Origin of the sequence: Luteolibacter flavescens, assembly GCF_025950085.1 — a bacterium.
In the GTDB taxonomy this organism is placed as follows: domain Bacteria; phylum Verrucomicrobiota; class Verrucomicrobiia; order Verrucomicrobiales; family Akkermansiaceae; genus Haloferula; species Haloferula flavescens.
This window is the reverse complement of sequence record NZ_JAPDDS010000008.1, coordinates 197,369-219,242: the sequence shown is the minus strand read 5'-3', so window position 1 is coordinate 219,242 and position 21,874 is coordinate 197,369. Positions and strand designations below refer to the sequence as shown.

Genomic DNA, 21,874 nt, shown 5'->3' with positions numbered 1-21,874 from the left:
CCTGGGCGGAATGCCCGGGATCTCCCCGTCGCCGCCCGGCGCGCCGATGCGGGATGGATACTACTCGCGCACGCGCTCCAGATTTGCACCGAGCGCCTGGAGCTTTTCATCGATGTGCTCGTAGCCGCGGTCGATGTGATAGAGGCGGCGGATCTCGGTGCTGCCCTTTGCCGTCAGGGCGGCCAGGACGAGGGCGGCGGAGGCGCGCAGGTCGCTGGCCATCACCGGGGCGGCGCTGAGCTGGTCCACGCCCTTGATCACGGCCTTGCCGTCATTCACCTGGATGTCCGCGCCCATGCGCTTCAGCTCCGCGCAGTGCATGAAGCGCTGCGGGAAAATCGTGTCCACCACCATGCTCGTGCCCGGCGTGGTGGCAAAGAGCGCCGTCATCTGCGCCTGCATGTCCGTGGGGTAGCCGGGATACGGCTCCGTCACGATCTCCGCGGGCATCGGATTGTCCGCGCGGTGGATGGTGCAGGCATCGCCCACGTCATTGAAGTGCACCTGGTGGCCAGCCTTGCGCAGCGCCGCGGTCACGGCCGTGAGGTGCTCGTGGCGCAGGCGGCGCAGCGTGACGCCCTCCCCCGCGATGGCCGCGGCCACCATGAAGGTGCCGGCCTCGATGCGGTCCGGGATCACATTGTGCACCGTGCCCTTCAGCTTTTCCACGCCCTCGATCGTGATGACCGGCGTGCCGGCTCCAGTGATCTTCGCGCCCATGGAATTCAGGAAATCCGCCAGGTCCACCACCTCCGGCTCGCACGCCGCGGAGGTGATCGTGGTGATGCCCTCGGCCAGCGTCGCGGCCATCATCACATTGTCCGTGCCCAGCACGGTCGGGCCCATCGGGCCGCAGAGGTCGATCGTCGCGCCCTTCAGGCCGTCCGGAGCGGAGAGCACCACATTTCCCCCCTCGATCTCCGCCTTCGCGCCGAGGGCTTCCAAGCCGCGGACGTGCAGGTCCACCGGCCGGTCCCCGATGACGCAGCCGCCGGGCAGCGCCACCACGCAGCGGCGCTTCCGCGCCAGCAACGGGCCCATCACGCAGACGGACGCTCGCATGCGGCGCACGATCTCGTAGTCCGCGGTGTCCGAGATATCCGCCGCCGTCACCCGCACCGTACCGGAGAAGCGCTCCACATCCGCACCCAGCGCGCTGAGGATTTGCACCATGTAGTTCGTGTCCGAGACATCGGGCACGCGGCGGATCACGCAGTCCTCATCGGTCAGCAGCGTGGCGGCTAGGATCGGCAGCGAGGCGTTCTTCGACCCGGAGATCGTGATCGCGCCGTGAATCGGGGTGCCGCCGTGAACGATGAGCTTGTCCATTGAAGTGGTGAAAAGGGTGACCGGTGATCGATCAGTGATCCGTGGGGGAACCACCGCATCGCGCGATCGGGAAGCGGGGGATGCCGGAAAGGTCCTTGAGAGTCAAGACGCCGGTCAGGGAAGCCCGCTGCATCAAGCCCTCGACCTCGCGCGACTGGTCGATGCCGATTTCCAAGGCAAGCCAGCCGCCGGGAGCCAGCCGCGCCGCCGCCTCGGGGACGAAGCGCCGGATGAGATCCAGCCCGTCCGCCCCGCTGAAGAGCGCCAGCGCGGGATCGTGCGCCAGCTCCCTCGCCAGCGTCGGCCGGTCCACCTCCGGGACGTAGGGAAGATTTGCCACGATCAGGTCGTAGCCCGGCCCGCCGAGCTGGGGAGCGGTGAAGAGATCGCTTTCGACGAAGGTGACATTGGTCACTTCCAGCTCCGCCGCGTTTTCCCGGGCGAGCGCGAGAGCCTCCGGCGAGACGTCTGCGAGCGTGACATGCGAGCCGGGGGTGTCTGCCGCCAGCGTCAGGCCGAGCACGCCGCTGCCGCAGCCCATGTCGAGGATACGCGGATTGGGCGGGAGCTTTGCATTTTTCAGCAGCCACTCCGCCAGCTCCTCCGTCTCCGGGCGGGGGATCAGCGCGCGGGCGTCCGTTTTGAAGTCGCGGCGGTGAAAGGTGACGTAGCCGATGAGGTGCTGGATCGGCACGCCCTCGCCGCGCTTTTTCAGCAGGTCGCGCAGCGGGGCCAGATCGGTCTCCTCCAGTGGCTGGTCGAAGCGCAGGTAGAGATCCATGCGCGTGCACGCAAGCTGGTGGGCCACCAGCAGTTGCATGTTTCGCCGAGCGTCCTCGATGCCCTTTTTCGTCAGATAGGCGGTGCCCTTGTCGAGGGTCTCCAGAACGGTCGTCATGCGCGGGGGAAAGTCAGCGCGCCGGAAGCGGATGAGGCAAGGCAAAGTGGATTTTCGACGCAGGCAACGTGGCCGACGTAGTAGAATGGCTGCGCCATTCGGGCAGGGCGAGGCGTGAAGGGAAACCGCAACGTCGCCCCATCAGGCGGCCCGCACCCCGAACGTAGCAGAATGGCTTCGCCATTCGGGCTGGGCGAGGCGTGAAGGAAAATCGCCACGTCGCCCCATCAGGCGGCCCGCACCCCGAACGTAGCAGAATGGCTTCGCCATTCGGGCTGGGCGCGGCGTGACGGGAAATCGCCACGTCGCCCCATCAGGCGGCCCGCACCCCGCCGGAGCGACGCAGTCGCTCCGCTACGAAGCGCGAAGCGCGCCACGAAGAAAGTCCCCTCACCCCAAAGACCTCACCAACTCCGAGAAAAACACCGCGCCCTCTTCCAGCGCGGCAATCTCGATGAATTCATCGCACGTGTGCGCCTGGTCGATCGACCCGGGCCCCATGCACACCGATGCCAGCCCCGCATCGGATAAGTGCGCCGCATCCGAAAACCACGGTGCCCCCACCGGCCTCGACGCCGCGCGCACCTCCCGGATGCGCCCGATCCACGGGTGCGTCTCCGGCATTTCCATCGGCGGATTCTCCTTCGGCTTCACGATCTCCAGCGGCAATGCCAGCCGCGAGATCGTCTTCTCCAGCAGCGCCAGCGCCCCGCCCGCATCGCGCAGGGCCGGGGTGATGCGGATGTCGATCTCCGCCTCTGCCAGATCCGGCACGATATTCGGCCGCGAACCCGCGCGAAGCACGCCCACATTGATCGTCGAGCGGCCCAGCACGTCGTGCGTGTAGGTCGCCAGTTCCGCGGCCAGCTCGCGCTCCAGCACGTCCAGCGCGCGCGCCAGCTTCATCGCCGCATTGTCCCCGCGCTCCGGCTGCGAGGAATGCGCTGCCTTCCCCGTCGCCCGCAGCGTCGCCCATAGCGAGCCCTTCGTCGTATAGACGATGTCGAGCGAAGTCGGCTCGCCCACGATGGCGAAGGCGTAGTCATGCGCGTGGTGCCGCGCGAAATCCTTCGAGCCCCATTGGCCCGACTCCTCGCCCATGAAGGCCACGAAATCCACCGCCACCGGCAGATCCGCCAGCCTCGCCGCGTTTTCCTTCAGCCCCCATAGCATCGCCGCCATCGGGCCCTTCGTGTCCGAGGTGCCGCGGCCCCACACCCGGCCGTCACCGATCTCCCCGCCGAAGGGGTCGATGGTCATGCTGCCCACGCCCACCGTATCTAGGTGCGGGCCCAGCAGGATGCGCGGCCTGCCATCGCGCGGCGCGAAGCGGGCGATCAGATTCGGCCGGCCCGGCTTGATTTCCTCCAGCGCCACCTCCGCGCCCAGCGCGGCCAGCCAGCCGGACAGGAACTCCGCCAGCGCCGCCTCGCCCGTCTTGTCCGTGCCCGCCGGATTGTCCGGATTCACGGATGGGATGCGGACGAGCTGCTGGAGGAGATCGACGGGACCAGTCATGAGGGGATAGGAGGCCATCCAGCCGCCCACGTCCAACCCCGAACGCCCGGAAAGGCGAATGAGCGAATGAATAATCAGCGGGGGGAAGGGATCGCTCCTCTACCGGCTCCGTTGCTTCGAATTCTGGCGTGCCTTGAGTTGTGCCTCTTCCGCCGCTTCCACTTCCCGAAACTTCGCTTCTGCCTCGGCGCGGACCTCGGGCGGCAAGTCGAGCCGAGCCGCGAGATCCTGGAGGGCGACGAGGCTGGCATTCGGCCCGTCCAATGTCATGTTCGGCATCGAGAAATTCTGATCTCTATTGTTCCGAGTGGGAATTCCACGGACCGCCTGGAGAAACAGTGCGTCCCGGTCACCGGAAGGGGGCATTGCGGGAAGCGCTCCGAGTATGGGGATTTTCGAGGGCTCCATTTCCCTGCCCAAGATTCGGGTAGCAGTCAAAAAGACCAATCGATCTTCACCGTTCTTATTCAGGTGATCCAATGCGGAAATCATCTCGCGGCGCCGGTCCCTGGGCGGGTGATACATTTCAACGAGCAGATCCGCCTTGAGCAGCCTCGGGGCATCGTCAGGTCGCAGGGGAGACGAGTTTGCGTAAGGATCGTCCCAAGTTTCGGGATAAAGACTGTGGCTCGCCGGTTGCAGCACGGACTCCGGGGCCGAATGGGAATACCATTCCAGCGCCGCGATGGGGTCCTCCATGACCCAGCGCCCGGCAATCGAGCGGAAGGCCCAATGCGATGCTTCCATTCCACGGGCAGCCAGCGAGTCGGCCAGTTCACGGCCTTTCACCTCCCAGTCTTGCCCGGCAGGTGCCCCGTCCGCAAATCCATCCACCATCAGCCTGCATCGGTCCCCACCTTTGGTGGTCAGCGCCAGGCTCCATGCTTCACCCGGAAGCCGGGCGGCATACTCTCTGAAAATTTCGGGGACAATATCGTCATCAAAGGGGGTAAGTTGATCAACCCGGGAGTCGACCTCGTCTTTCAAAAAGGCTTCCCATGCCCCCTTCGGATCCTTCATGGCGTGGCCGACATAGGCTCTTTGGAAGTCGTCGGCGAGCTGCGCAAGGGCATCGTTTCCGAGCTGGCTGACGTCTTCCTTCAGCGAGCCATTGGCTTCAGCGATCTCCATCAGCCGTGTCCGGACAACCTCGGGCTCGCGGGATGCCCAGATCGTTATAATGGCCTGCCGGTAGTCATGGAGCTCCGAGACGAAGCGAGTGCCCTCTCCCATCCATTCGTAGAGCTGACGGAGTTCGTCGGTGCTCAGATCGGCGATTCGTTCGAGGGCGTATTTCTGCCAGTCATGCTTAAGCCGGTAGAAACCTACATCCTTCGTCCGGTTCCGGTCCCACTTGATGGCAGCTTTCTCCAGTTCCAGCGCCAGCTCCTTCATCCCGGCATCCAATGAGTCAAAGCGCTCGGGGTCGCGCTCGTCGTCAATCCTTTCCGTCTTCGAGGGCAGGATGCCCGGGCGCGTCCCCGCGGCATTGCCGGTCGCCGCGGCTTCCCCGTCGTCCCTGCCCGACAAGGCAAAGATCAACAGGGCTCCGGCGGCGATGGCTGCGGCGATGGAAGCTGTCCTCTTCAAGGCGTCCAGCATTGAAGCTCCATGGGACGCAAACCCCCAGCCGGAAATTCATCCCGTCGGCGAGCCCGGCGATCAGGTTTGGCCAGCCCGGCTTGTCCGGATTTACGGAAGGGATGCGGACGAGCTGCTGGAGGAGATCGACGGGACCAGTTGTGCCGTGATAGGTGGCGATCCAACGCCCACGTCCAACCCCGAACGCCCGGAAAGGCGAATGATCGAATGAATCAGCGGGGAGCGAAGGGATTATCCCCATCGCGGCGCATCTGCTTTAATTTCTGGAGCGCCTTGAGTTCCTGTTCTTCCACGTTTCGGAAAGTTGCTTCCGCCTCGGCGCGGATCTCTGCTGGCAGGTCGAGGCGCTCAGCGAGAGCACGCATGGCGACGAGGCTGGAATTCGGATCTTCAAGTTGCGGGTCGAGGATCCCCAAAGGAAACCCATTGCTCCGGTTCGGAATCCCGCGCACTGCTAGGAGAAACAGGGAGTTACGGTCCTCCGGCGAGGGGATTCCGGGAATCACTTCGAGCAACGGGACCTTCATGGGATAGAGCCCCGCTCCCAAAAGTTCGCCAAGGGCTTCGAGCGCCACCTGATCCTCCCCGTGTTTGTTGAGGTGAAGCAAGGCGGTCACGGTCTCGCGGCTCCGATCCTTGTAGGAGTGGAACATTTCGACGAGGAGATAGGTCTTCAGTAGCATCGCGGCTTCCTCGGAGTTGCGTGCTGGAGCGTCCTCGAAGGGATCGTCACTGCGACCACGCTTGAGACGGTCGCGGGCCGACTTCAAGGCATCCTCCGGGGCGCAACGGGCAAACCAATCCAAGGCCGCGACGGGATCTTCCGCGAGCCAGCGTTCGCCGATCGACTGGAACGGCCATTGCGATGCTTCGATTCCGCGGGCGGCAAGCGACTCCGCCAGCTCATAGCCTTTTTTCTCCCAGTCCTGCCCGGTGGGTGCCCCGTCCGCAAATCCCTCCACCATCTGCGTGGAATGGTCGGGATCTTGTGTCGCCAGCGCTAGGCTCCAGGCCTCGCCCGGGAGCTGGGCGGCATACTCCTTGAAAATTCCGGAGACGGTGATGACTCCGTTTACCAGCCTCTTCATCCGGGGATCGGCCTCGTCCTTGAGGAATGTCTCCCATGCCGACTTGGGATCCTTCATGGCGTGGCCGACATAGGCATGGTGGAGGTCGTCGGCAAATTCATCACGGAAGGCATTCTTCCAACCGCTCTCCCCCTCGCCCAGAAATCCTCGGTCTTCCGCGATATCCATCAATCTCGCCCGAACCACCTCCGGCTCGCGGGAGGCCCAGATCGTGATGAGCTCTTTCCGGTAGTCGTGAAGTTCCGAGTAAGAGCCCGAGTCCATCCACTCGCCGAGCTGCCGGATTTGTTCGATATCGAGAGCCGAGATCTTCGCCATCGAAAACTCCCGCCAGTCATTCGTGAGTTGGTGGAAACCTTCATCTTCCGGCCGGTTCCGCTGCCACTTGATGGCGGCTTTCTCCAGTTCCAGGGCCAGTTCCTTCATCCCGGCATCCAGCGTGTCAAAGCGCTCGGGGTCGCGCTCGTCGTCGATCCTTTCCGTCTTCGAGGGCAGGCTGCCCGGGCGCGTCCCCGTGGCATTGCCGGTCGCCGCGGCTTCCCCGTCGTCACTGCTCGACAAGGCAAAGATCGCAATGGCCCCGGCGGCGATGGCGATGGCTGCGGCGATGGAAGCTGTCTTCTTCAAGGCGTCGGGGATTGAAGCTCCATGGGACGCAAATCCCCAGCCGGAAATTCATCCCGTCGGCGAGGCGGGCCTCACTTCTTCTCCACGCGCGGGACTTCCACTAGGAGGTCCGACTCCGCGAGGTCGCTGGGGGCGACGACGGGCTCGTTCTTCGGCAGCTTGTCGGCGGAGCCGTAGCGCTGGGCGATGAGCGGCTTCACGTCCGGGTGGTCGAGCTTGTAGTCGTGGAAGCGGCGCGGCTCGCAGAGCTTCACGCCGGCTTCGTGGAAGACCTTCCAGACCAGCTCGGAGCAGTACAGCTTGTCATCGCCCCACTTGAAGCCGGTGTCGTAGTTCAGGCCGACCTGCTTCTTTCCCCAGGCCTTCGCCTTTTCCACCGCGGCGGCGTCCGGCGCGGACTTCAGGCGGCGGGCGTGGAAGGTGCCGGCCTTCGAGCGTTTTTCGAATTCCTCCACGGTGGTGATGCTCACCGGTTGCACGGCCTCCAGCACCAGCAGGCGGCCCTTGTCGCTGAGCACCACGCCGCAGTGCGTGTAGGGCGAATCCGTCGCGCCGCGGACCGCGTCCGCCTGTTGCCCGCCGGTGCCGTGGAAGAGGATATCGCCCTCGCGGAGGTCATACGGTACCGCCGCCACATCGGCGGAGGCGAGACCGGCGAGCGAGAGGGTCGCGGACAGCACGAGAGCGGAGGAGGAGCAACGCGTCATCATATCTTTCCGCCGAGAATAACCGCGATCCGCCGGGAGTCCATGGGGAAGCGTCTTCTTGGGGGCTTGGGGAGCGAAGGTCATCAGACCGGCCCTTCAGCTCTCCAGGGCCAAAGGCCCGGTCATCCCTCAGCCCGGGCCAACGGCCCGGGGATCACGTTGCGTGAGCATGGCGGACTGAAGGGCCGCGATACGTGACAGCGGGCCTCGCCCTGAAAGCCCCGACGTAAAGGCAGCGCGGGGCAATGTTCGGCTCGGCCGACTTGCGGCGTTTGTTTGACTGACCGACCTGCATCCTATCGCAGCCCTTCAGGCCGCCGATCCATCTTGATCCTCAAACCCCGGCCGATGGCCGGGGCTGAGGGATGGCCGGACCTTTGGTCCTGAAAACCGGAGTTTCTGATAGGAGACCTTACCCGTAGCTTCGCATGGTGTCACCACCACGACCACGGTGGGTGGGGCTCCGTGCGGTGCGTTTGGCGGGAGGGAGAGGGAGGACAACGAAACGAGCGAAATGGACGAAATTTGAAATGCCTCGTGGGCTTTCCGCCCTCACCCAAGCGCTCGAATCCGAAAACGCCCAATCGCCTGCTTTCTCAATTATCCAATTTCTTGGTTTTCATCGCCTTTCTTTAGCCTGTTTCGTTCGTTTCGTTGTCCTCCGCCTGACTTTCCAAAGGACCTGCCTCACCCGGGGGGCACCTGGTCTCCGTCCGCAGCCGGGGACCATCCGGGCCGGTCTGATGACCGGCGCTCCCAGGGGGGCGCCGCAACGAGCCCCACCCGTGATCGCGGTTCGCTTGCCGCCCTCCTTTACAAACCGGGAGCCCTCTGGCATGCCTCCGCGCCCATGTCCGACCTGCCGAAAGCCTATGAACCCCAAGAGGTGGAAGCCAAGTGGTACGCCGCCTGGCTCGAAGGGAAGTGCTTCGAAGCCGATCCGTCCTCCGAAAAAGAGGCCTACTCGATCGTCATCCCGCCTCCGAATGTCACCGGCATCCTGCATCTCGGCCACGTCCTGAACAATACCATCCAAGACATCCTTGCCCGCCGCGCCCGCCAGCTGGGGAAGGAAGTCCTCTGGCTCCCCGGCACCGACCACGCCGGCATCGCCACCCAGACAAAGGTGGAGCGCGAGCTGCGAGAAAAGGAAGGCAAGACCCGCCGCGACCTCGGCCGCGAGGAATTCCTCAAGCGCGTCTGGGACTTCAAGGACAAGCACGGCAACATCATCATCAGCCAGCTCAAGCGCCTCGGCTGCTCCTGCGACTGGAGCCGCGAGCGCTTCACCATGGACGAGTCCTACACGAAGTGGGTGAGCCACGTCTTCGTGGAGCTTTTCAAGGAAGGCCTCATCTACCGCGGCAAGCGCATCGTGAACTGGTGCCCGGTCTCCCTCACCGCGCTGTCCGATGAAGAGGTGATCATGAAGGAACAGAACTCGAAGCTCTTCTTCATGAAGTACGAGCTCACGGATGCTCCCGGCGAGTTCCTCGAAATTTCCACCACCCGCCCGGAGACGCTCATGGGCGACGTGGCCGTGGCCGTGAACCCGAAGGACCCGCGCTTCGCGAAGTACGTGGGCCGCACGGTGAACCGTCCCTTCCCGCACGCCGCGATCCCGGTGATCGCCGACGAGCACGTGGACATCGAGTTCGGCACCGGCGCGCTGAAGATCACCCCCGCGCACGACAAGGCGGACTTCGAGATCGGCATCCGCCACAATCTCGAGATCATCGACGTGCTCACGCCGGACGGTCATGTGAATTGCCCGGAGCTGCCGGAGCTTCACGGGCTTGAGCGTTTCGCGGCCCGCCGGAAGGCCGCCGCGATGCTCGAGGAGATGGGCCTGCTCATCAAGATCGAGGAATACAAAAACAACGTCGGCTACTCCGAGCGCGCCGACGTGCCCGTGGAGCCGCGCATTTCGATGCAGTGGTTCCTCAAGTATCCCTGCGTGAAGGAAGCCGCCGATGCGGTGGCAAACGGCGAGATCGCCTTCCGCCCCGAGCGCTGGGCGAAGACCTATGCCCACTGGATGGAAAACCTGCAGGACTGGTGCATCAGCCGCCAGCTCTGGTGGGGCCACCAGATCCCCGTGTGGTATCGGAAGGAGAAGCTCGACGAGCTGAAGAATGCCGAGTCGCTCGACATGTCGGACTTCACCAGCGGCGACATCCACGTGGGCACCGAGGCCCCTGCCGACGAGGCGGAGTGGGTGCGCGACGAGGACGTGATGGACACCTGGTTCAGCTCCTGGCTCTGGCCCTTCGCCACCATGGCAAACGTGGGCGAGGAGACGCCGACGCTGAAGAAATTCTACCCCACCACCGACCTGGTGACGGGGCCAGACATCATCTTCTTCTGGGTGGCGCGCATGATCATGGCGGGCTTCCGTTTCCAGGGCGAGCTGCCGTTCAAGAACGTCTTCTTCACCGCCCTGATCCGCGACATGAAGGGCCGCAAGCTATCCAAGTCGCTCGGCAATTCGCCGGACCCCATCGAGCTGATGGACAAGTATGGCTCGGATGGCGTGCGCTTCGGCCTCATGCGCATCGCGCCGCTCGGCGCCGACATGCGCTACGATGAGGAGCAGATCGAGGGCGGGCGGAACTTCGCGAACAAGCTCTACAATGCCTGCCGCTTCCGCGAGATGGCCGGGCAGATCGAGTTCCCGGAAAACGACGGGGAAGACGATGAAGATCACGATGTGGTCGGCATGGCGAATTGCTTCCACATCGACATCCTCGCGAAGCTCGACGTGCTCGCGGCCGATCTGGACAAGATCTACGCCGACTATCGCTTCGGCGAGCTGGCCCAGCGTCTCTACGAGTTCCTGTGGAGCGACTTCTGCGACCAATTCCTGGAAGCCGTGAAGGGCGACCTGCGCGACAGCGCCGCGCCGGAAGCGCGCGCCGTGACCGTCTCGGTGATGGATACGGTGCTGAGCCGCTACCTGCAGCTCCTGCATCCCTTCATGCCGCACATCACCGAGGAGCTTTCCCTGCGGATGGGCTACATGAACGAGGGCGAATTCCTGATGCTCGCGGAGCTTCCCGAGGAGCCCGTGCTGGCCGGCTTGTCCGCCGAGGACACCGCCGCCGAGCAGGCAAAGGCCGCCGCGATCTACGAGACCGCAGGCCGCATCCGGAACCTGAAGGCCGAGTACAACGTGGCCACCCGCCGCGATGTGAAGCTGGTCATCAAGAGCCCCGTCGCTTGGTTCGGCGAGGAGAAGTCCGTGCTGGCCATCCTCACCGGTGCCGGGGAGATCCTGCTCGACGATGCCTACGACGCGCTGAAGGGCACGCCCGTGGCGCTCACCGCCGTGGGCGAGATCTACCTGCCGCTGGAAGGCCTGATCGACGTGGAAGCGGAGAAGATCCGCCTGACCCGCGAGATCGGCAAGCTGGAGCAGGAGCTGGCCCGCAGCGAGGCGAAGCTTTCCAACGAGAGCTTCGTCGCCCGTGCCCCCGCCGAGGTGGTGGAGCAGGAGAAGGCGCGCCTGGAAGAATGGCGCGGGAAACTGGCTCAACTCCGCGAGATGTTGCAAGGTCTCGCATGAGTCCTTGCCAGCGGCACGCGGGACCCTAGAGTCGCGCCTTTCTTTCGGGACCCGGGGAGAAAAATGGGGAAGCTTGTTGATATCGAAGGCATCGGACCTGATGACGCGGAACTGCTGGAAGCCACCGGCTGGGCCGATGCGCAGACACTTGCCAAGGCGGATCCCGAGGTGCTGACCCGGGAGATCGCCGACGCGAATGCCATGCTCCGCATCGTCGCCCGCACGCCGGAGCGTCGGAAGGTGGAGCGCTGGATCGCCGCGGCAGCCCGCTCGCTGGAGTCCGGTGCCGCGCGCACCGTCCGCACCCGCAGGGACTCATCGCCCGCGGAGACCCCGGCAGATCGCCCGCGGCGGAAGCGCGTCGCCACCACCGGTGCCGCCACTTCCACGAAAAAGGAGCAGGAAGCGCCCGCCCCACAGGAATCCTCTGCCGAGGCCGACCAGAGCGGGGAGCTCGCGCTGGCCGCGGTATCCGGCCCTGTGAATTTCGAGGCGGACCCGGATGTCGCCGAGATGCTCGCCGCCGCGCCGCTCGCCCTGCCCATCCCGGCACGCGAGCTTGCCGCGCGTGGCATCGCCCCCTCGGAGATCGCCGTCGCCCCGCTGCTCAATCGCGCGCTCGGCGACCTCGATGTCCGCGTGACCATCGAGAAGCCGCAGCGCACCGAGCTGCCGGAGGCGCCCGCTTCCTCGGCATCGTCATCATCATCTTCGGTATCGACCGGCACCGCAGCTTCGCCCGCACGTCGTTCGCCCGCGCCCTCCGTGCAGGTCTCGGACTCGAATTTCCCCGCTGGCCGCCGCGGCTTTGACTCGTCGAAGATCCGCACCATCGAGGAATTCCAGGGCGACGCCCCGCCGGTGCGCGCCTCCTCCAGCAAATCCGGCATGCAGGACGAGCGCATCGCCCTGCTGCGCTCGCCGCTGGAAAAGACGAATCGCGGTCGCAAGCCCGGATCGCGCTTCTTCATTCGCGGCGTGCTGCATGACAAGCCGCTGCAGGTCTGGTTCGGCGGGCTCATCACCGTGCTGCTCCAGCTCCTGGTGCCGCTCGCCATCATCGCCGCGCCGCTGCTCATCCTCTCCGACATGAAGCCGGAGAAATTCCCCTGGGTGCCGCCGTGGATCATCGCCTTCCCGCTGGCGCTGCCCGTTTTCGGCGTGCTCTACGCGATCATCAGCACTGGCGCGAAGTGCCGTGTCTGCGCCCAGCGCATGTATGTGCCGAAGCAGTGCCTGAAGAACCGCAAGGCCCACCACCTGCCGCTGCTCGGCTACATCGGTGCCGTGGCTTTGCAGGTGATGGTCTTCAAGTGGTACAACTGCACCTTCTGCGGCACCTCCATCCGCATCAAGAAGTAGCCAGCCCCTGTCTCTCATGCGTCACTGGTTGATCAAGTCCGAGCCCGATGTCTTCGGCATCGACGACCTTGCGAAGGTGAAGCAGGAGCCTTGGAGCGGCGTGCGGAACTACCAGGCGCGGAACTACATGCGGGACGAGATGAAGCCCGGCGACCTCGCCCTCTTCTACCACTCGAATGCCACGCCGCCCGGTTCCGTCGGCGTCGCCCGCGTGGTCGGTGCACCGTATCCGGACCCCACGCAATTCGACCCCGCGTCCGAGTATCACGACCCGAAGTCCACGCCGGAGAACCCGCGCTGGATGCTCGTTGATTTCGAGTTCGTCGCGAAGTTCTCCAGCGAAGTCCCGCTCCAGCAGATGAAGGACGACCCTGCCCTCGAAGGCATGATGGTCCTCCAGAAAGGCACCCGCCTTTCCATCACCCCCGTCGAAGCGAAGCACTTCAAGCGGATCTGCAAGCTCGGCGGCTGGAAGGCGTGAGGGAGCGGAGAACCGTGAAGTATAAAGTGTAGCCGTCACGTATCGCGGCCCTTCAGGCCGCCATGATCGCACCACGTTGTTCCCGGGCCGATGGCCCGGGCTGAGGGATGGCCGGGCCTTTGGCCCTGTAGAGAGCCATATGAGAAGCCAGCAATTCATCCGGCCTCCGCACTGTTACCGGTGTGACTACAGTCGGCCATGCTGTGAGCGGTGCTTTCCCACCCACCGTAGAAGCGGTGGTGACATCACGCGGAGTCGCGGGTGAAGTCCGCCATCAAAAGCTCCGGTTTTCAGGACCAAAGGTCCGGCCATCCCTCAGCCCCGGCCATCGGCCGGGGTTGGGTGATCGACACAGGTCGGCGGCCTGAAGGGCTGCGATAGGATGCAGGCCTGCCGGTCAAACAAACGCCGCCTCTTGCCCGGGTAGGACATTGCCCGGCATGGCCGTCACGGCGTGTTCTTCAGGTCGAGGCTTGCTGTCACGTATCGCGGCCCTTCAGGCCGCCATGCTTGCACGGCATTTGTCCCGGGCCGATGGCCCGGGCTGAGGGATGGCCGGGCCTTTGGCCCTGGAGAGAGGGACGCTACCTGAGCAGCCTGCATTTCCCATCCTCCGCTGGGCACCACGCGAGCCACGGGTGAGGTCCGCCACAAGGACAGCCCCCGCACCGTCACGAGTGCGACTACGGTCGGCGCTCAGCCCTTGAGAGCCCCGGCCAAACCCCAAGCCGACCAAACACCCCACCCAAGAACCAACGACCGTCCTTGCCCCCGCGGATCTACCACGCTGGAGTGCTGTCGTGCCTGAAGACCCTCCCTCGCTGAATCCCTATATCCCGCCGGTCGCGGTGGATGCCTCCACTCCGGCGGCGGACGGGCGCTTGTGGATGGTGAATGGCGATCACCTGCTCATCCGCGATGGCGCACGCCTGCCCGCGATCCCGCTCACCGGCAGGGAGGGCGATGAAACCACCTCGTCCCACCAGATCTTCGTCGCGGCGAATGGCCCGGCCATCCTTCTCTCGCTCATCCCCCTGGCGGTCGCCGCGGCGGTCGCGGGTTTCCTTTACGTCGAGACCCGCCGCTTCCCCTTCCTGGAGTTCCTGCTCGCGCTCTTCCTCACGAAGCTGCTGATCAGCCCCTTCGCTCGCGGCACCCGGAGCGTCGCGAATCTCCAGTGCCACCTCTCCGTCCCCGCGACGAAAGCCCGGCTCCGGCGAGATCGACTGAGGGGATGGTTGACCGGCGGATCGATGCTCCTCTTCGGCCTCATCATCGTGTTCCTGGGAGAGGTGGAGAGCTTGATCACCCAGGCGGAGATCGCGATGGAAGACCTGCCTGTCCATATCTCCAGCCTCAGCGTGCTGGCCACGGCGGGAACGATTGCCATCCTGTCATTCTTCGTCTCTGCCATCTGGGCGACCATGGAGCGCGGGCTGAAGTGCGTCCGCCACGTGGATGGGTGGTTCTATCTTTCCGGTGTGCCCGCGACCTCGCTGGTCCGGCTTTCCGCGATGACCGTCAGCGCGCCACCGGTCCGCCCGCGGAAGGTCTATACGATCTACCAATACAAGCTGCCGATGGCCCTCTTGATGGGCTCGCGGCGGAATCCATGGCTCCGCTTCATCCTCGCGATCCTGAAGGCAAAGAGTTCGCCGGCACTGGTGCGGCAGCTCTTCGCGAATGCGGAGGCCTGCAAGAATGTGGCACCCGGCCCGGAGCTCGCCGCGCGGGTGGCCCGCCTGCGGGAGCACCCCGAGCTCGGCACATGGCTGAACCAAGGCTGCAACCATCTGCATTCACCGCACGGCGAGTTGATGATCCGTGTGGCGCTCCTCGGCTCGCCGGACCACAGGCATTTCTGTCACGTCACGCAGGCGCGTGTCTCAAAGATGCGCATTTTCGTGGAGATCCACGAGGTTGATTTCCGCACTTGGACGACGGATGGACGGTGCCTCGTCACCTCCACGGCCCACCCCATGCCCGAGATGCCGGAGCATGTGGAATATCGGCACGTGAAGGGCGGCGATTCCTCGGAGGTATGGGAGATCCATCGCCAGCGTTGCGCAGGCATTTCCGCGATGACCGTGGAGAGCGGTGAGGCCTTTGGCGAGCTGATGAGGAAAGACGCCGCCGCCCATGCAGCCCGTCTCGAAGCTGCCGGCATCCAGACGCCCGTCGAGGAAATCGAGATGCCCGGGGATTGGGAAGAGATCGAGGGGAAGCAGGAGGACAAGTTCACCGATCCCTTCGCGAGGCTCCAGGCATGATGCCGTGCGGGGCGGAAGTCGGGAGTCGGCGGTAGTGTCCAATGCCGAGACTTATCTCCCATCTCCTTCCGCAACCGCTGCTTTACCTCAATCGAAAAGCCGGTGGCTCACGCCACCGGCTCCCCTCCGTTAACCCCCTGTAAAGGGGGCATGAAATTCACGGGATGCTGTCCCGTATCTCGGTCACTCATTCACCCGTGCCGACCGAGGCCACCTGGCGATCGGGGCTGCCGACGGTGATGCGGTTGACCACGATCTCCACACCGGGGACACCGCGGGCGGTGGACTCGGCTGCGGCCTTCACCTCGGCGGTGGCGGCGCTTCCGCCCAGCTTCACGATGCGGCCTTGGAGGTCGATGGTCACGTCCGCGCCCTTCAGGCGCTTGTCGCGGGCGAAGACATCATTGAGGGTCTGGCGGATGGCATTCTGACTCGGCACCTTGCCCGTCATGCCCTCCATGGAGAGGCTGCGCGTTACGTCGAGGCCATCGCCATTCACCGTGCCCACACCGGCGACTTTCGCACGATGGATGAGCTGGGACTTCTCTCCGGTCGTGCCGACTTCCCCGGCGAGGCGGACGCTGCCGCCATTCACGGAGACGGAAATGTTCAGGCCGTCGTGAAGCGGATCATCGGCGATGTCGCGCTGGATCTGCCAGCGGATGGCGCGGTCGCTGCGAGCGGAGCTGTCGCTTGCCTCGACGCGGTTCTCGATCATCGAAATACCGGGAATTTCTGAGGCGATCTCGCGGGCAAGCTCCTGCTCGTCCCAAGTACCGACCTTGCCGTCGATCACGGCGAATTGGCCACGCACGCCGACGGTCACGGAGCTGGTACCGATGCCTGGCGAAGCTCCGATGCGGCGGGCGATCTCGGCGCCCACCTGCTGGTCGCTGGTGCGGGCCGGGGCGATCTTGATCAGGGAAATGACGCCGCGCACCGCCTCAACGGACTTGGTGCGTTCCACGGCGCGCTCGGCCTGATTGAGAGTGGTCACGCGGCCCGTGAGGGTGGCGATTCCCTGGTTCACCGAGACGCGGATGCCGTCCTCGGCGAGGCGCTCGTCGGCGCTGAAAGTCATGCTGATGAAGTCCGCGAGTCCGGCGTCATCCGTCGGAACGATTTCCGGCGTGGCGTGGGCGGTCGCAAGTGTCAGAGCAGTAATCGCCAGAAGGCGTCGGGTCGTTCTTGCAAGGTTCTTCATGGGACTTGAATTCGGGGCTGTATCCCAATCGCAAGCCCCGTGCCGGAGAGGTCCGGTCATTGGTTTCCAGTCGTTTAACGTATTGTGCGAGGGTTGCAGGTGGCACGAAATCGAGCAGCGCGCATCCGGGAGAGTGCATTTTTCAACCCGGTAGGGTGGGGGAGGCGTGCTACTTCGCTTGCAATGCCAATGCCCCATCCCGGGCATCGTGGATGGAGTGCGCCGCGATGCTTGTTGCGGCCTTTCGTGAGACCGCGAAAAACGCGAAAATGCGCGAAATCTGAAAGGCAGGAAGAGAATCCGGCTCTAACAAATTTCGCGTCCTTTCGCGTTTTTAGCGGTCGGACTTTCTGAGCAGAAAGCACTTGGGAGCGGTCTTCTCTGAAGCGCTCCTTTCCAAGTTTCCATAGGCGTCACGCCTTCTTCTCAGCCTCGCTGGCGTCTTCCTCGTCTTCCTCGTCTTCCTCGTCTTCCTCGTCTTCCTCGTCTTCCTCAGCTTCCTCAGCTTCCTCAGCTTCCTCAGCGACGGGGATTTCTGTTAGAGCGTCGAGATCGGGGGCGGAGTCTTCGGTTGGCTCTTCGGCGGCGGCGATCGCTTCGGCTTCTGCCTCGGCTTCCGCTTGCTGGGCGGTCACTTCGCCCTCGGGGACTCGAGGGGTTTCTTCCTCTTCCGGTCCGGCGACGCGGCCGCCGTTTTCCAGCAGGTCGAAGACTTCCTGCTGTACGGTTTCCACTTGGGAAAGCGGGATGTCCGGGTCGCGGACGATGAAAAGGTCGCCGAGCTTGCGGTGCTCATACACGCGCAGGATGCCGGTGGGGGTGCGCTGGGTATCGGTCTCGCGGAGGATCTTCCGCCGCTCCAGCATCACGGCCAGGATGTAGCGGACGTTCTCGGTGTGGTCCTCGTCCTCCTCCACCAGGCGGCGCAGCAGTTCCTCCGGGCTCTCCTTCTTGAAGACGTCCTCCTTTTTCTCACCCGCCACGGGCGCGTGGTAGATGGTTTTCCAGAAGGACAGCGGCTTCTCGTCCTCCGTGGTGCGGGCCTTCCAAGAGGCGAGGCAGTAGTCCTTCCGCAGGTAGCCCGAGGACTCCGGATCGGGGAAGAGCGCCGTCATGATCGCCTCGCCATCGTCAAACGAGCGCTCGGTGGCAGCGCAGGAACGGGAGCGGGAGCGGATGTGCCAGGATTCTTGGAGGGCCATTTGTTACGGAAATTGGGACATCGGGTGATTAGGGAAATTGGGTCCGTTGGAAAAACCCAATCTCCAATTCTCTCAATTTCCCAATTCCTAGGCAGCAGCAGGGATGATCTTCCGCAGCGTCTGGTAGATCGGGCGGCCGGAGATGCGGCGCTGGAAGAGGAAGATCGCCACCCCGCCGAAGATCGCATTTGGCAGCCACGCGGCCAGCGCCGGCTTCATGTGGCTGGAGTCGCCGAGGGCCAGGCAGACATTCGAGACGAAGAGCATGCCTGCGCAGAGGAAGACCGCCACGGCCACGCCGCCACCGGCCCCGCGGCGGCTGAATACCACCCCGAGCGGCACGGCCAGCATCACCACGATGATGCAATTCACCGGCTGCGCCCAGCGGTAGTGCCACTGCGTCAGGTGGCCGCCGCGGCTTGCCCAGGTGCCCTGCGGGTTTGCCGTCAGCCAATCATTCAGATCCGGGATGCCGAGCTGTCCGGCGGGTAGGCCGGGGCGGATGAGTTGGGCGGGGACCTCGCTCCAGCCCTTCACCACCAGCGGGTCGGACGGCGGGTTCTTCGTGAAATCCGGGGCTTGGCCATCCGGCGAGGTGCCCGTGGTGCACTCGGCCACGCGCGGCTCGGTGAAGGACCAGTCGCGCGTCAGCGGGGACCACGCGGCGGTCTTGGCGGAGATGATCCGGGCGATCGAACCGTTCGGGTTTTCCTGGATCACGGTCACGCGCTGGAGCGGCGCGCCGATCTGGTAGTCGGCGGGGAAGGAGCCGATCATCCACAGGCGGCGATCGTCGTGGTTGCGGTAGCGGATGTTCGGCTCGGCCACGCTGTCCTGGCCCTTTGCCTTGCGCAGGATGGCCTTTTCCGCGCCCACGGCGGCGGGGGCCCACTGGTAGTTCAGCCCCGCGCACAGCAGCGCTGCCAGCACTCCACCGACGAAGAATGGCATCGTCAGCCGCGTCAGGCCGCGTCCCGTCTGGATCATCGCCACGATCTCCCGCGAGCGCGACAGCAGGCCCAGGCTGTAGAGCACGGACAGCATCAGCGAGTATGGCAGCAGCGTCACCAGCACCTCCGGCATCCGCGCCAGGTAGAGCTGCAGGGCAAACCCCGCCACATTCTTGCTGTCCTTCAGGTCGTCGATGTTGTCGCCCAGGTCGGTCAGCAGCCACACCGCCAGCAGGCCGAGGATGCAGATCAGGAAATTCGACACGAATTGCCGGCTCACATACCGCGCCAGCGTGTCACCCGCGTAGTAGAGCACTCCGCCGATCGCCGGGAGGAAACACAGGAAGACGGCGATGACCGGTCGCATCAGGTGCGCCTTTGCCTGCACGTCGGGGAAGTTTTCCAACTGCTGCTGGACGGCCGCCTGCTCGGTCGGCCCGATCTTCAGGGCGAGCAGCACGCCACCGAGGGCGAGGAGCAGGGGAACGAGAAAGCGCGGCATGGCGACGAAGCGAAGTCCGGAGCATGCGATGGAACGGTCGTTTGTAAAGGCCGTCGGTTCCTGTTGAAATCAAGCAGGGGAGAGGAGTGGGAGATTGGCGGATTCAGGGATTGGGAAATTAAGGGGATAGAGCATGGGAAAGGCCCCGGAGGCTTCCCGCCCCGGGAGCGCCGGTCATCAGACCGGCCCGAATGGTCCCCGACTGCTGCTGGAAACCGTGTGCCCCCGGGAACGGCCCGCCTCCTCGGATGCAACTGGATCGACAACGAAACGAACGAAAGTCTGTCCCCCTGATGTCCTCCCTCCCTCTCCCAATCGCTCAATATCCCAATCCCTCATTTCCCCCCAATCACCCCATCACAACGCATTGGCGCTTGGCATTCCCCCCTCCTCCCGGCGCAATGCGGTCCGCATGATTTCCACCCTCGAGGGACAGCCGATGCCCGATGCCTTCGTCGAGGAGATCGCGCTGGCCTTTTCCAGCGAGGGCAGGCTCTCGAAGTCCCGCGACTTCGAGTTCCGGCGGGAGCAGCAGCAGCTTGCCACGGCCGTGGCGCAGGCGCTCGTGGAAAAGCGCTGCCTGGTCGCCGAGGCGGGCACTGGCGTAGGGAAGTCGCTCGCCTACCTCATCCCCGCCGCCCGCTACGCCCTCCAGACCGGGCGAAAGGCGATCATCTCCACCCACACGATCAATCTTCAGGAGCAGCTCATCCGCAAGGACATCCCCATCGTCCGCAAGCTGCTCGGCGAGGAACTGCCCGCGGTGCTGCTGAAGGGCCGGCAAAACTACCTCTGCCCCGCCCGGCTGAAGCGCGCCTTCGAGCAATCCGGCGACCTTTTCACCTCCACGGAAAACGAGGAGCTGGAGCAGATCCGCCGCTGGGCCGAGTCCACGCGGGATGGCACGCTGAGCGACCTGGAATTCCAGCCCTCCATGAAGATCTGGCTGCAGGTCTGCTCGGAGCCCCACATCTGCACCGCACGCTACTGCGGCCCGCGGGGGAATTGCTTCTTCCAGGAAGCGCGAAAGGCCGCCGCGGACGCGAAGCTGGTGGTGGTGAATCACACCCTCTTCTTCGCGCTGCTGGATACGGGGGACAATCTGGAGCAGGAGCGGCCATCCGGGTTCCTTTTCCCGAATGACTTCGTTGTTCTCGACGAGGCCCACACGCTCGAGCAGGTGGCCGCCGTGCAGCTCGGCCTGCGCGTGAGCCAGGCGGGCATGCGCTTCGATCTCCAGCGGCTCTACAATCCGCGGACGAAGAAGGGCGTGCTGCGTCCCTTCCGGAAGTCCTCCGTGCTCTTCGCCGTGGAGGAGGCGCTGAAGGCTGCCGACGAATTCTTCGGCGACCTCGGCCACGCCGCCACCTTCGGCCAGTACTCGAAGGAATGGCGCGTCCGTGCCCCGGAGCTGGTGCCAAACCGTGCCGCCGAGCCGCTGCGGAAGCTCTGGCAGGAGATCGACGCCCTCGCCGCCGACGTGGACAGCGAGACGACGAAGGCCGAGCTGCTCGACGCCTCGCGGAAGCTACGCGAGGCCCACGGGGCGATCGGGTGCTTCCTCGACCAGAGCAATGACGATACCGTCCACTGGATCGAGCGCTCCGGTCGCGACGAGAGCCTTTTTTCCCTCCACGCCGCGCCCATCCACGTCGCGGACCGGCTGCGCTCCATCCTCTTCGGCGAGGGGAAGAGCTGCATCATGACCAGCGCCACGCTCGGGGTGGGGGATCCGCTGCTCGGGTGGTTCCGCGGCCGCGTCGGTGCGGAAGATGTGCCGCCGCTGTGCATTGGCAGCCCGTTCGACTTCGAGCGGCAGATGAAGATCCGTATCTGGAAGAACATGCCGGAACCCACCAGCCCGCAGTATGGCCGGGCGCTGGTGGATGCGATCCGTGCCGCCGTGGAAGCCAGCGAGGGCAAGGCCTTCGTGCTCTTCACCAGCTACCGCACCATGCGGGATGCCGCGGAGAAGTTGAAGGCACACTTCGAGGGAAATGGCTGGCGGCTGTTAGTGCAGGGAGATGGCATGCCGCGGCATCGCATGGTGGAGGAGTTCCGCCGGGATGTGCACAGCGTCCTCTTCGGCACGGATAGCTTCTGGACCGGCGTGGACGTACCCGGGGAGACCCTGTCGAATGTGGTCGTCACGCGCCTGCCCTTCGCCGTGCCGGATCACCCGCTCACCCAGTCCCGCCTCGAGGCGCTCGAGGCCGAGGGGGGAAATCCCTTCATGGACTACTCCGTCCCCGAGGCCATCCTGAAGCTCCGCCAGGGAGTCGGCCGCCTCATCCGCACGGCCAAGGACAGCGGCCTCGTCAGCATCCTCGACAACCGCATCCTCACCAAGCGCTACGGCCGCCTCTTCCTCGACGCCCTGCCAAAGGCACCCGTCGAGATCGTCCAGTGAGGGCGGGGGAGTGATTGTCTTGGCTGCCGCAGGCGGAGTGCTGGCTTCAGCCGGCAAGTGCAAAGCCCGCTCCGACGACTCCCGTGAAATAAGCGGTTCCAAGATCTCACTGCTCCAAAGAGCTGCGGTTCAAAAGGGCCACGGTTCAAAAGGGCCAAA

At 64.7% G+C, this 21,874-nt stretch carries 14 protein-coding genes; 5 read left to right on the top strand and 9 right to left on the bottom strand.

The annotated features are described in order from the left end of the window. Nucleotides 1–60: 60 nt before the first annotated feature. The 6 genes from murA to OKA04_RS15580 form a co-directional block, all read right to left on the bottom strand. Complete coding sequence (gene murA, locus OKA04_RS15605) at nt 61–1,329, bottom strand: UDP-N-acetylglucosamine 1-carboxyvinyltransferase (protein WP_264502114.1); 1,269 nt, start codon at nt 1,327–1,329, stop codon at nt 61–63. Nucleotides 1,330–1,360: 31 nt separating this feature from the next. Next, complete coding sequence (gene prmC, locus OKA04_RS15600; protein ID WP_264502113.1) at nt 1,361–2,227, bottom strand: peptide chain release factor N(5)-glutamine methyltransferase; 867 nt, start codon at nt 2,225–2,227, stop codon at nt 1,361–1,363. Nucleotides 2,228–2,617: 390 nt separating this feature from the next. Then, nucleotides 2,618–3,745, bottom strand: coding sequence for a M20 family metallopeptidase (locus OKA04_RS15595; protein ID WP_264502112.1), 1,128 nt, complete (start codon nt 3,743–3,745; stop codon nt 2,618–2,620). A gap of 99 nt (nt 3,746–3,844) precedes the next feature. After that, nucleotides 3,845–5,347: a hypothetical protein gene (locus OKA04_RS15590; protein WP_264502111.1), complete on the bottom strand. Its 1,503-nt coding sequence runs from the start codon at nt 5,345–5,347 to the stop codon at nt 3,845–3,847. A 212-nt stretch (nt 5,348–5,559) separates the two neighbouring features. After that, a complete protein-coding gene (locus OKA04_RS15585; protein ID WP_264502110.1) occupies nt 5,560–7,062 on the bottom strand; it encodes a hypothetical protein in 1,503 nt (500 codons plus the stop codon). Nucleotides 7,063–7,133: 71 nt separating this feature from the next. Beyond that, entirely contained in the window at nt 7,134–7,772 is a 639-nt protein-coding gene (locus OKA04_RS15580; protein ID WP_264502109.1) for a YiiX/YebB-like N1pC/P60 family cysteine hydrolase, read from the bottom strand. Between the two features lie 847 nt (nt 7,773–8,619). On the opposite strand from OKA04_RS15580, the gene OKA04_RS15575 reads away from it, so the two are divergent. The 4 genes from OKA04_RS15575 (at nt 8,620) to OKA04_RS15560 (ending at nt 15,447) form a co-directional block, all read left to right on the top strand. Beyond that, the gene (locus tag OKA04_RS15575) at nt 8,620–11,334 is read left to right on the top strand and encodes a valine--tRNA ligase (RefSeq protein ID WP_264502108.1); all 2,715 of its coding nucleotides are present in this window, start codon (nt 8,620–8,622) and stop codon (nt 11,332–11,334) included. Nucleotides 11,335–11,397: 63 nt separating this feature from the next. After that, nucleotides 11,398–12,696 carry a DUF4332 domain-containing protein gene (locus OKA04_RS15570; RefSeq protein ID WP_264502107.1) on the top strand — a complete coding sequence of 433 codons (1,299 nt, stop codon included), beginning with the start codon at nt 11,398–11,400 and terminating at the stop codon, nt 12,694–12,696. A 16-nt stretch (nt 12,697–12,712) separates the two neighbouring features. Next, entirely contained in the window at nt 12,713–13,177 is a 465-nt protein-coding gene (locus OKA04_RS15565; RefSeq protein WP_264502106.1) for an EVE domain-containing protein, read from the top strand. A gap of 800 nt (nt 13,178–13,977) precedes the next feature. Further along, nucleotides 13,978–15,447, top strand: coding sequence for a hypothetical protein (locus OKA04_RS15560; RefSeq protein WP_264502105.1), 1,470 nt, complete (start codon nt 13,978–13,980; stop codon nt 15,445–15,447). A gap of 187 nt (nt 15,448–15,634) precedes the next feature. Here OKA04_RS15560 and OKA04_RS15555 read toward each other — a convergent pair whose 3' ends face one another. The 3 genes from OKA04_RS15555 to OKA04_RS15545 all read right to left on the bottom strand — a co-directional run bounded on the left by OKA04_RS15555 (nt 15,635) and on the right by OKA04_RS15545 (nt 19,305). Continuing rightward, the gene (locus OKA04_RS15555; RefSeq protein WP_264502104.1) at nt 15,635–16,651 is read right to left on the bottom strand and encodes a BON domain-containing protein; all 1,017 of its coding nucleotides are present in this window, start codon (nt 16,649–16,651) and stop codon (nt 15,635–15,637) included. Nucleotides 16,652–17,064: 413 nt separating this feature from the next. Next, the gene (locus OKA04_RS15550) at nt 17,065–17,853 is read right to left on the bottom strand and encodes a hypothetical protein (RefSeq protein ID WP_264502103.1); all 789 of its coding nucleotides are present in this window, start codon (nt 17,851–17,853) and stop codon (nt 17,065–17,067) included. 87 nt (nt 17,854–17,940) lie between these two features. Continuing rightward, complete coding sequence (locus OKA04_RS15545) at nt 17,941–19,305, bottom strand: LptF/LptG family permease (protein ID WP_264502102.1); 1,365 nt, start codon at nt 19,303–19,305, stop codon at nt 17,941–17,943. A 412-nt stretch (nt 19,306–19,717) separates the two neighbouring features. Here OKA04_RS15545 and OKA04_RS15540 point away from each other — a divergent pair, with 412 nt between their 5' ends. Beyond that, nucleotides 19,718–21,715, top strand: a complete 1,998-nt coding sequence (locus OKA04_RS15540) for an ATP-dependent DNA helicase (RefSeq protein ID WP_264502101.1) — start codon at nt 19,718–19,720, stop codon at nt 21,713–21,715. The last annotated feature ends 159 nt before the right edge of the window (nt 21,716–21,874 follow it).

Bases quoted from the DNA above. Each gene is read 5' to 3' on its own strand.
- OKA04_RS15565 (WP_264502106.1), top strand. From the start codon at position 12,713: ATGCGTCACTGGTTGATCAAGTCCGAGCCCGATGTCTTCGGCATCGAC.
- OKA04_RS15570 (WP_264502107.1), top strand. From the start codon at position 11,398: ATGGGGAAGCTTGTTGATATCGAAGGCATCGGACCTGATGACGCGGAA.
- OKA04_RS15550 (WP_264502103.1), bottom strand. From the start codon at position 17,853: ATGGCCCTCCAAGAATCCTGGCACATCCGCTCCCGCTCCCGTTCCTGC.
- OKA04_RS15590 (WP_264502111.1), bottom strand. From the start codon at position 5,347: ATGCTGGACGCCTTGAAGAGGACAGCTTCCATCGCCGCAGCCATCGCC.
- prmC (WP_264502113.1), bottom strand. From the start codon at position 2,227: ATGACGACCGTTCTGGAGACCCTCGACAAGGGCACCGCCTATCTGACG.
- OKA04_RS15555 (WP_264502104.1), bottom strand. From the start codon at position 16,651: ATGAAGAACCTTGCAAGAACGACCCGACGCCTTCTGGCGATTACTGCT.
- OKA04_RS15545 (WP_264502102.1), bottom strand. From the start codon at position 19,305: ATGCCGCGCTTTCTCGTTCCCCTGCTCCTCGCCCTCGGTGGCGTGCTG.
- OKA04_RS15580 (WP_264502109.1), bottom strand. From the start codon at position 7,772: ATGATGACGCGTTGCTCCTCCTCCGCTCTCGTGCTGTCCGCGACCCTC.
- OKA04_RS15595 (WP_264502112.1), bottom strand. From the start codon at position 3,745: ATGACTGGTCCCGTCGATCTCCTCCAGCAGCTCGTCCGCATCCCATCC.
- OKA04_RS15540 (WP_264502101.1), top strand. From the start codon at position 19,718: ATGATTTCCACCCTCGAGGGACAGCCGATGCCCGATGCCTTCGTCGAG.
- murA (WP_264502114.1), bottom strand. From the start codon at position 1,329: ATGGACAAGCTCATCGTTCACGGCGGCACCCCGATTCACGGCGCGATC.
- OKA04_RS15575 (WP_264502108.1), top strand. From the start codon at position 8,620: ATGTCCGACCTGCCGAAAGCCTATGAACCCCAAGAGGTGGAAGCCAAG.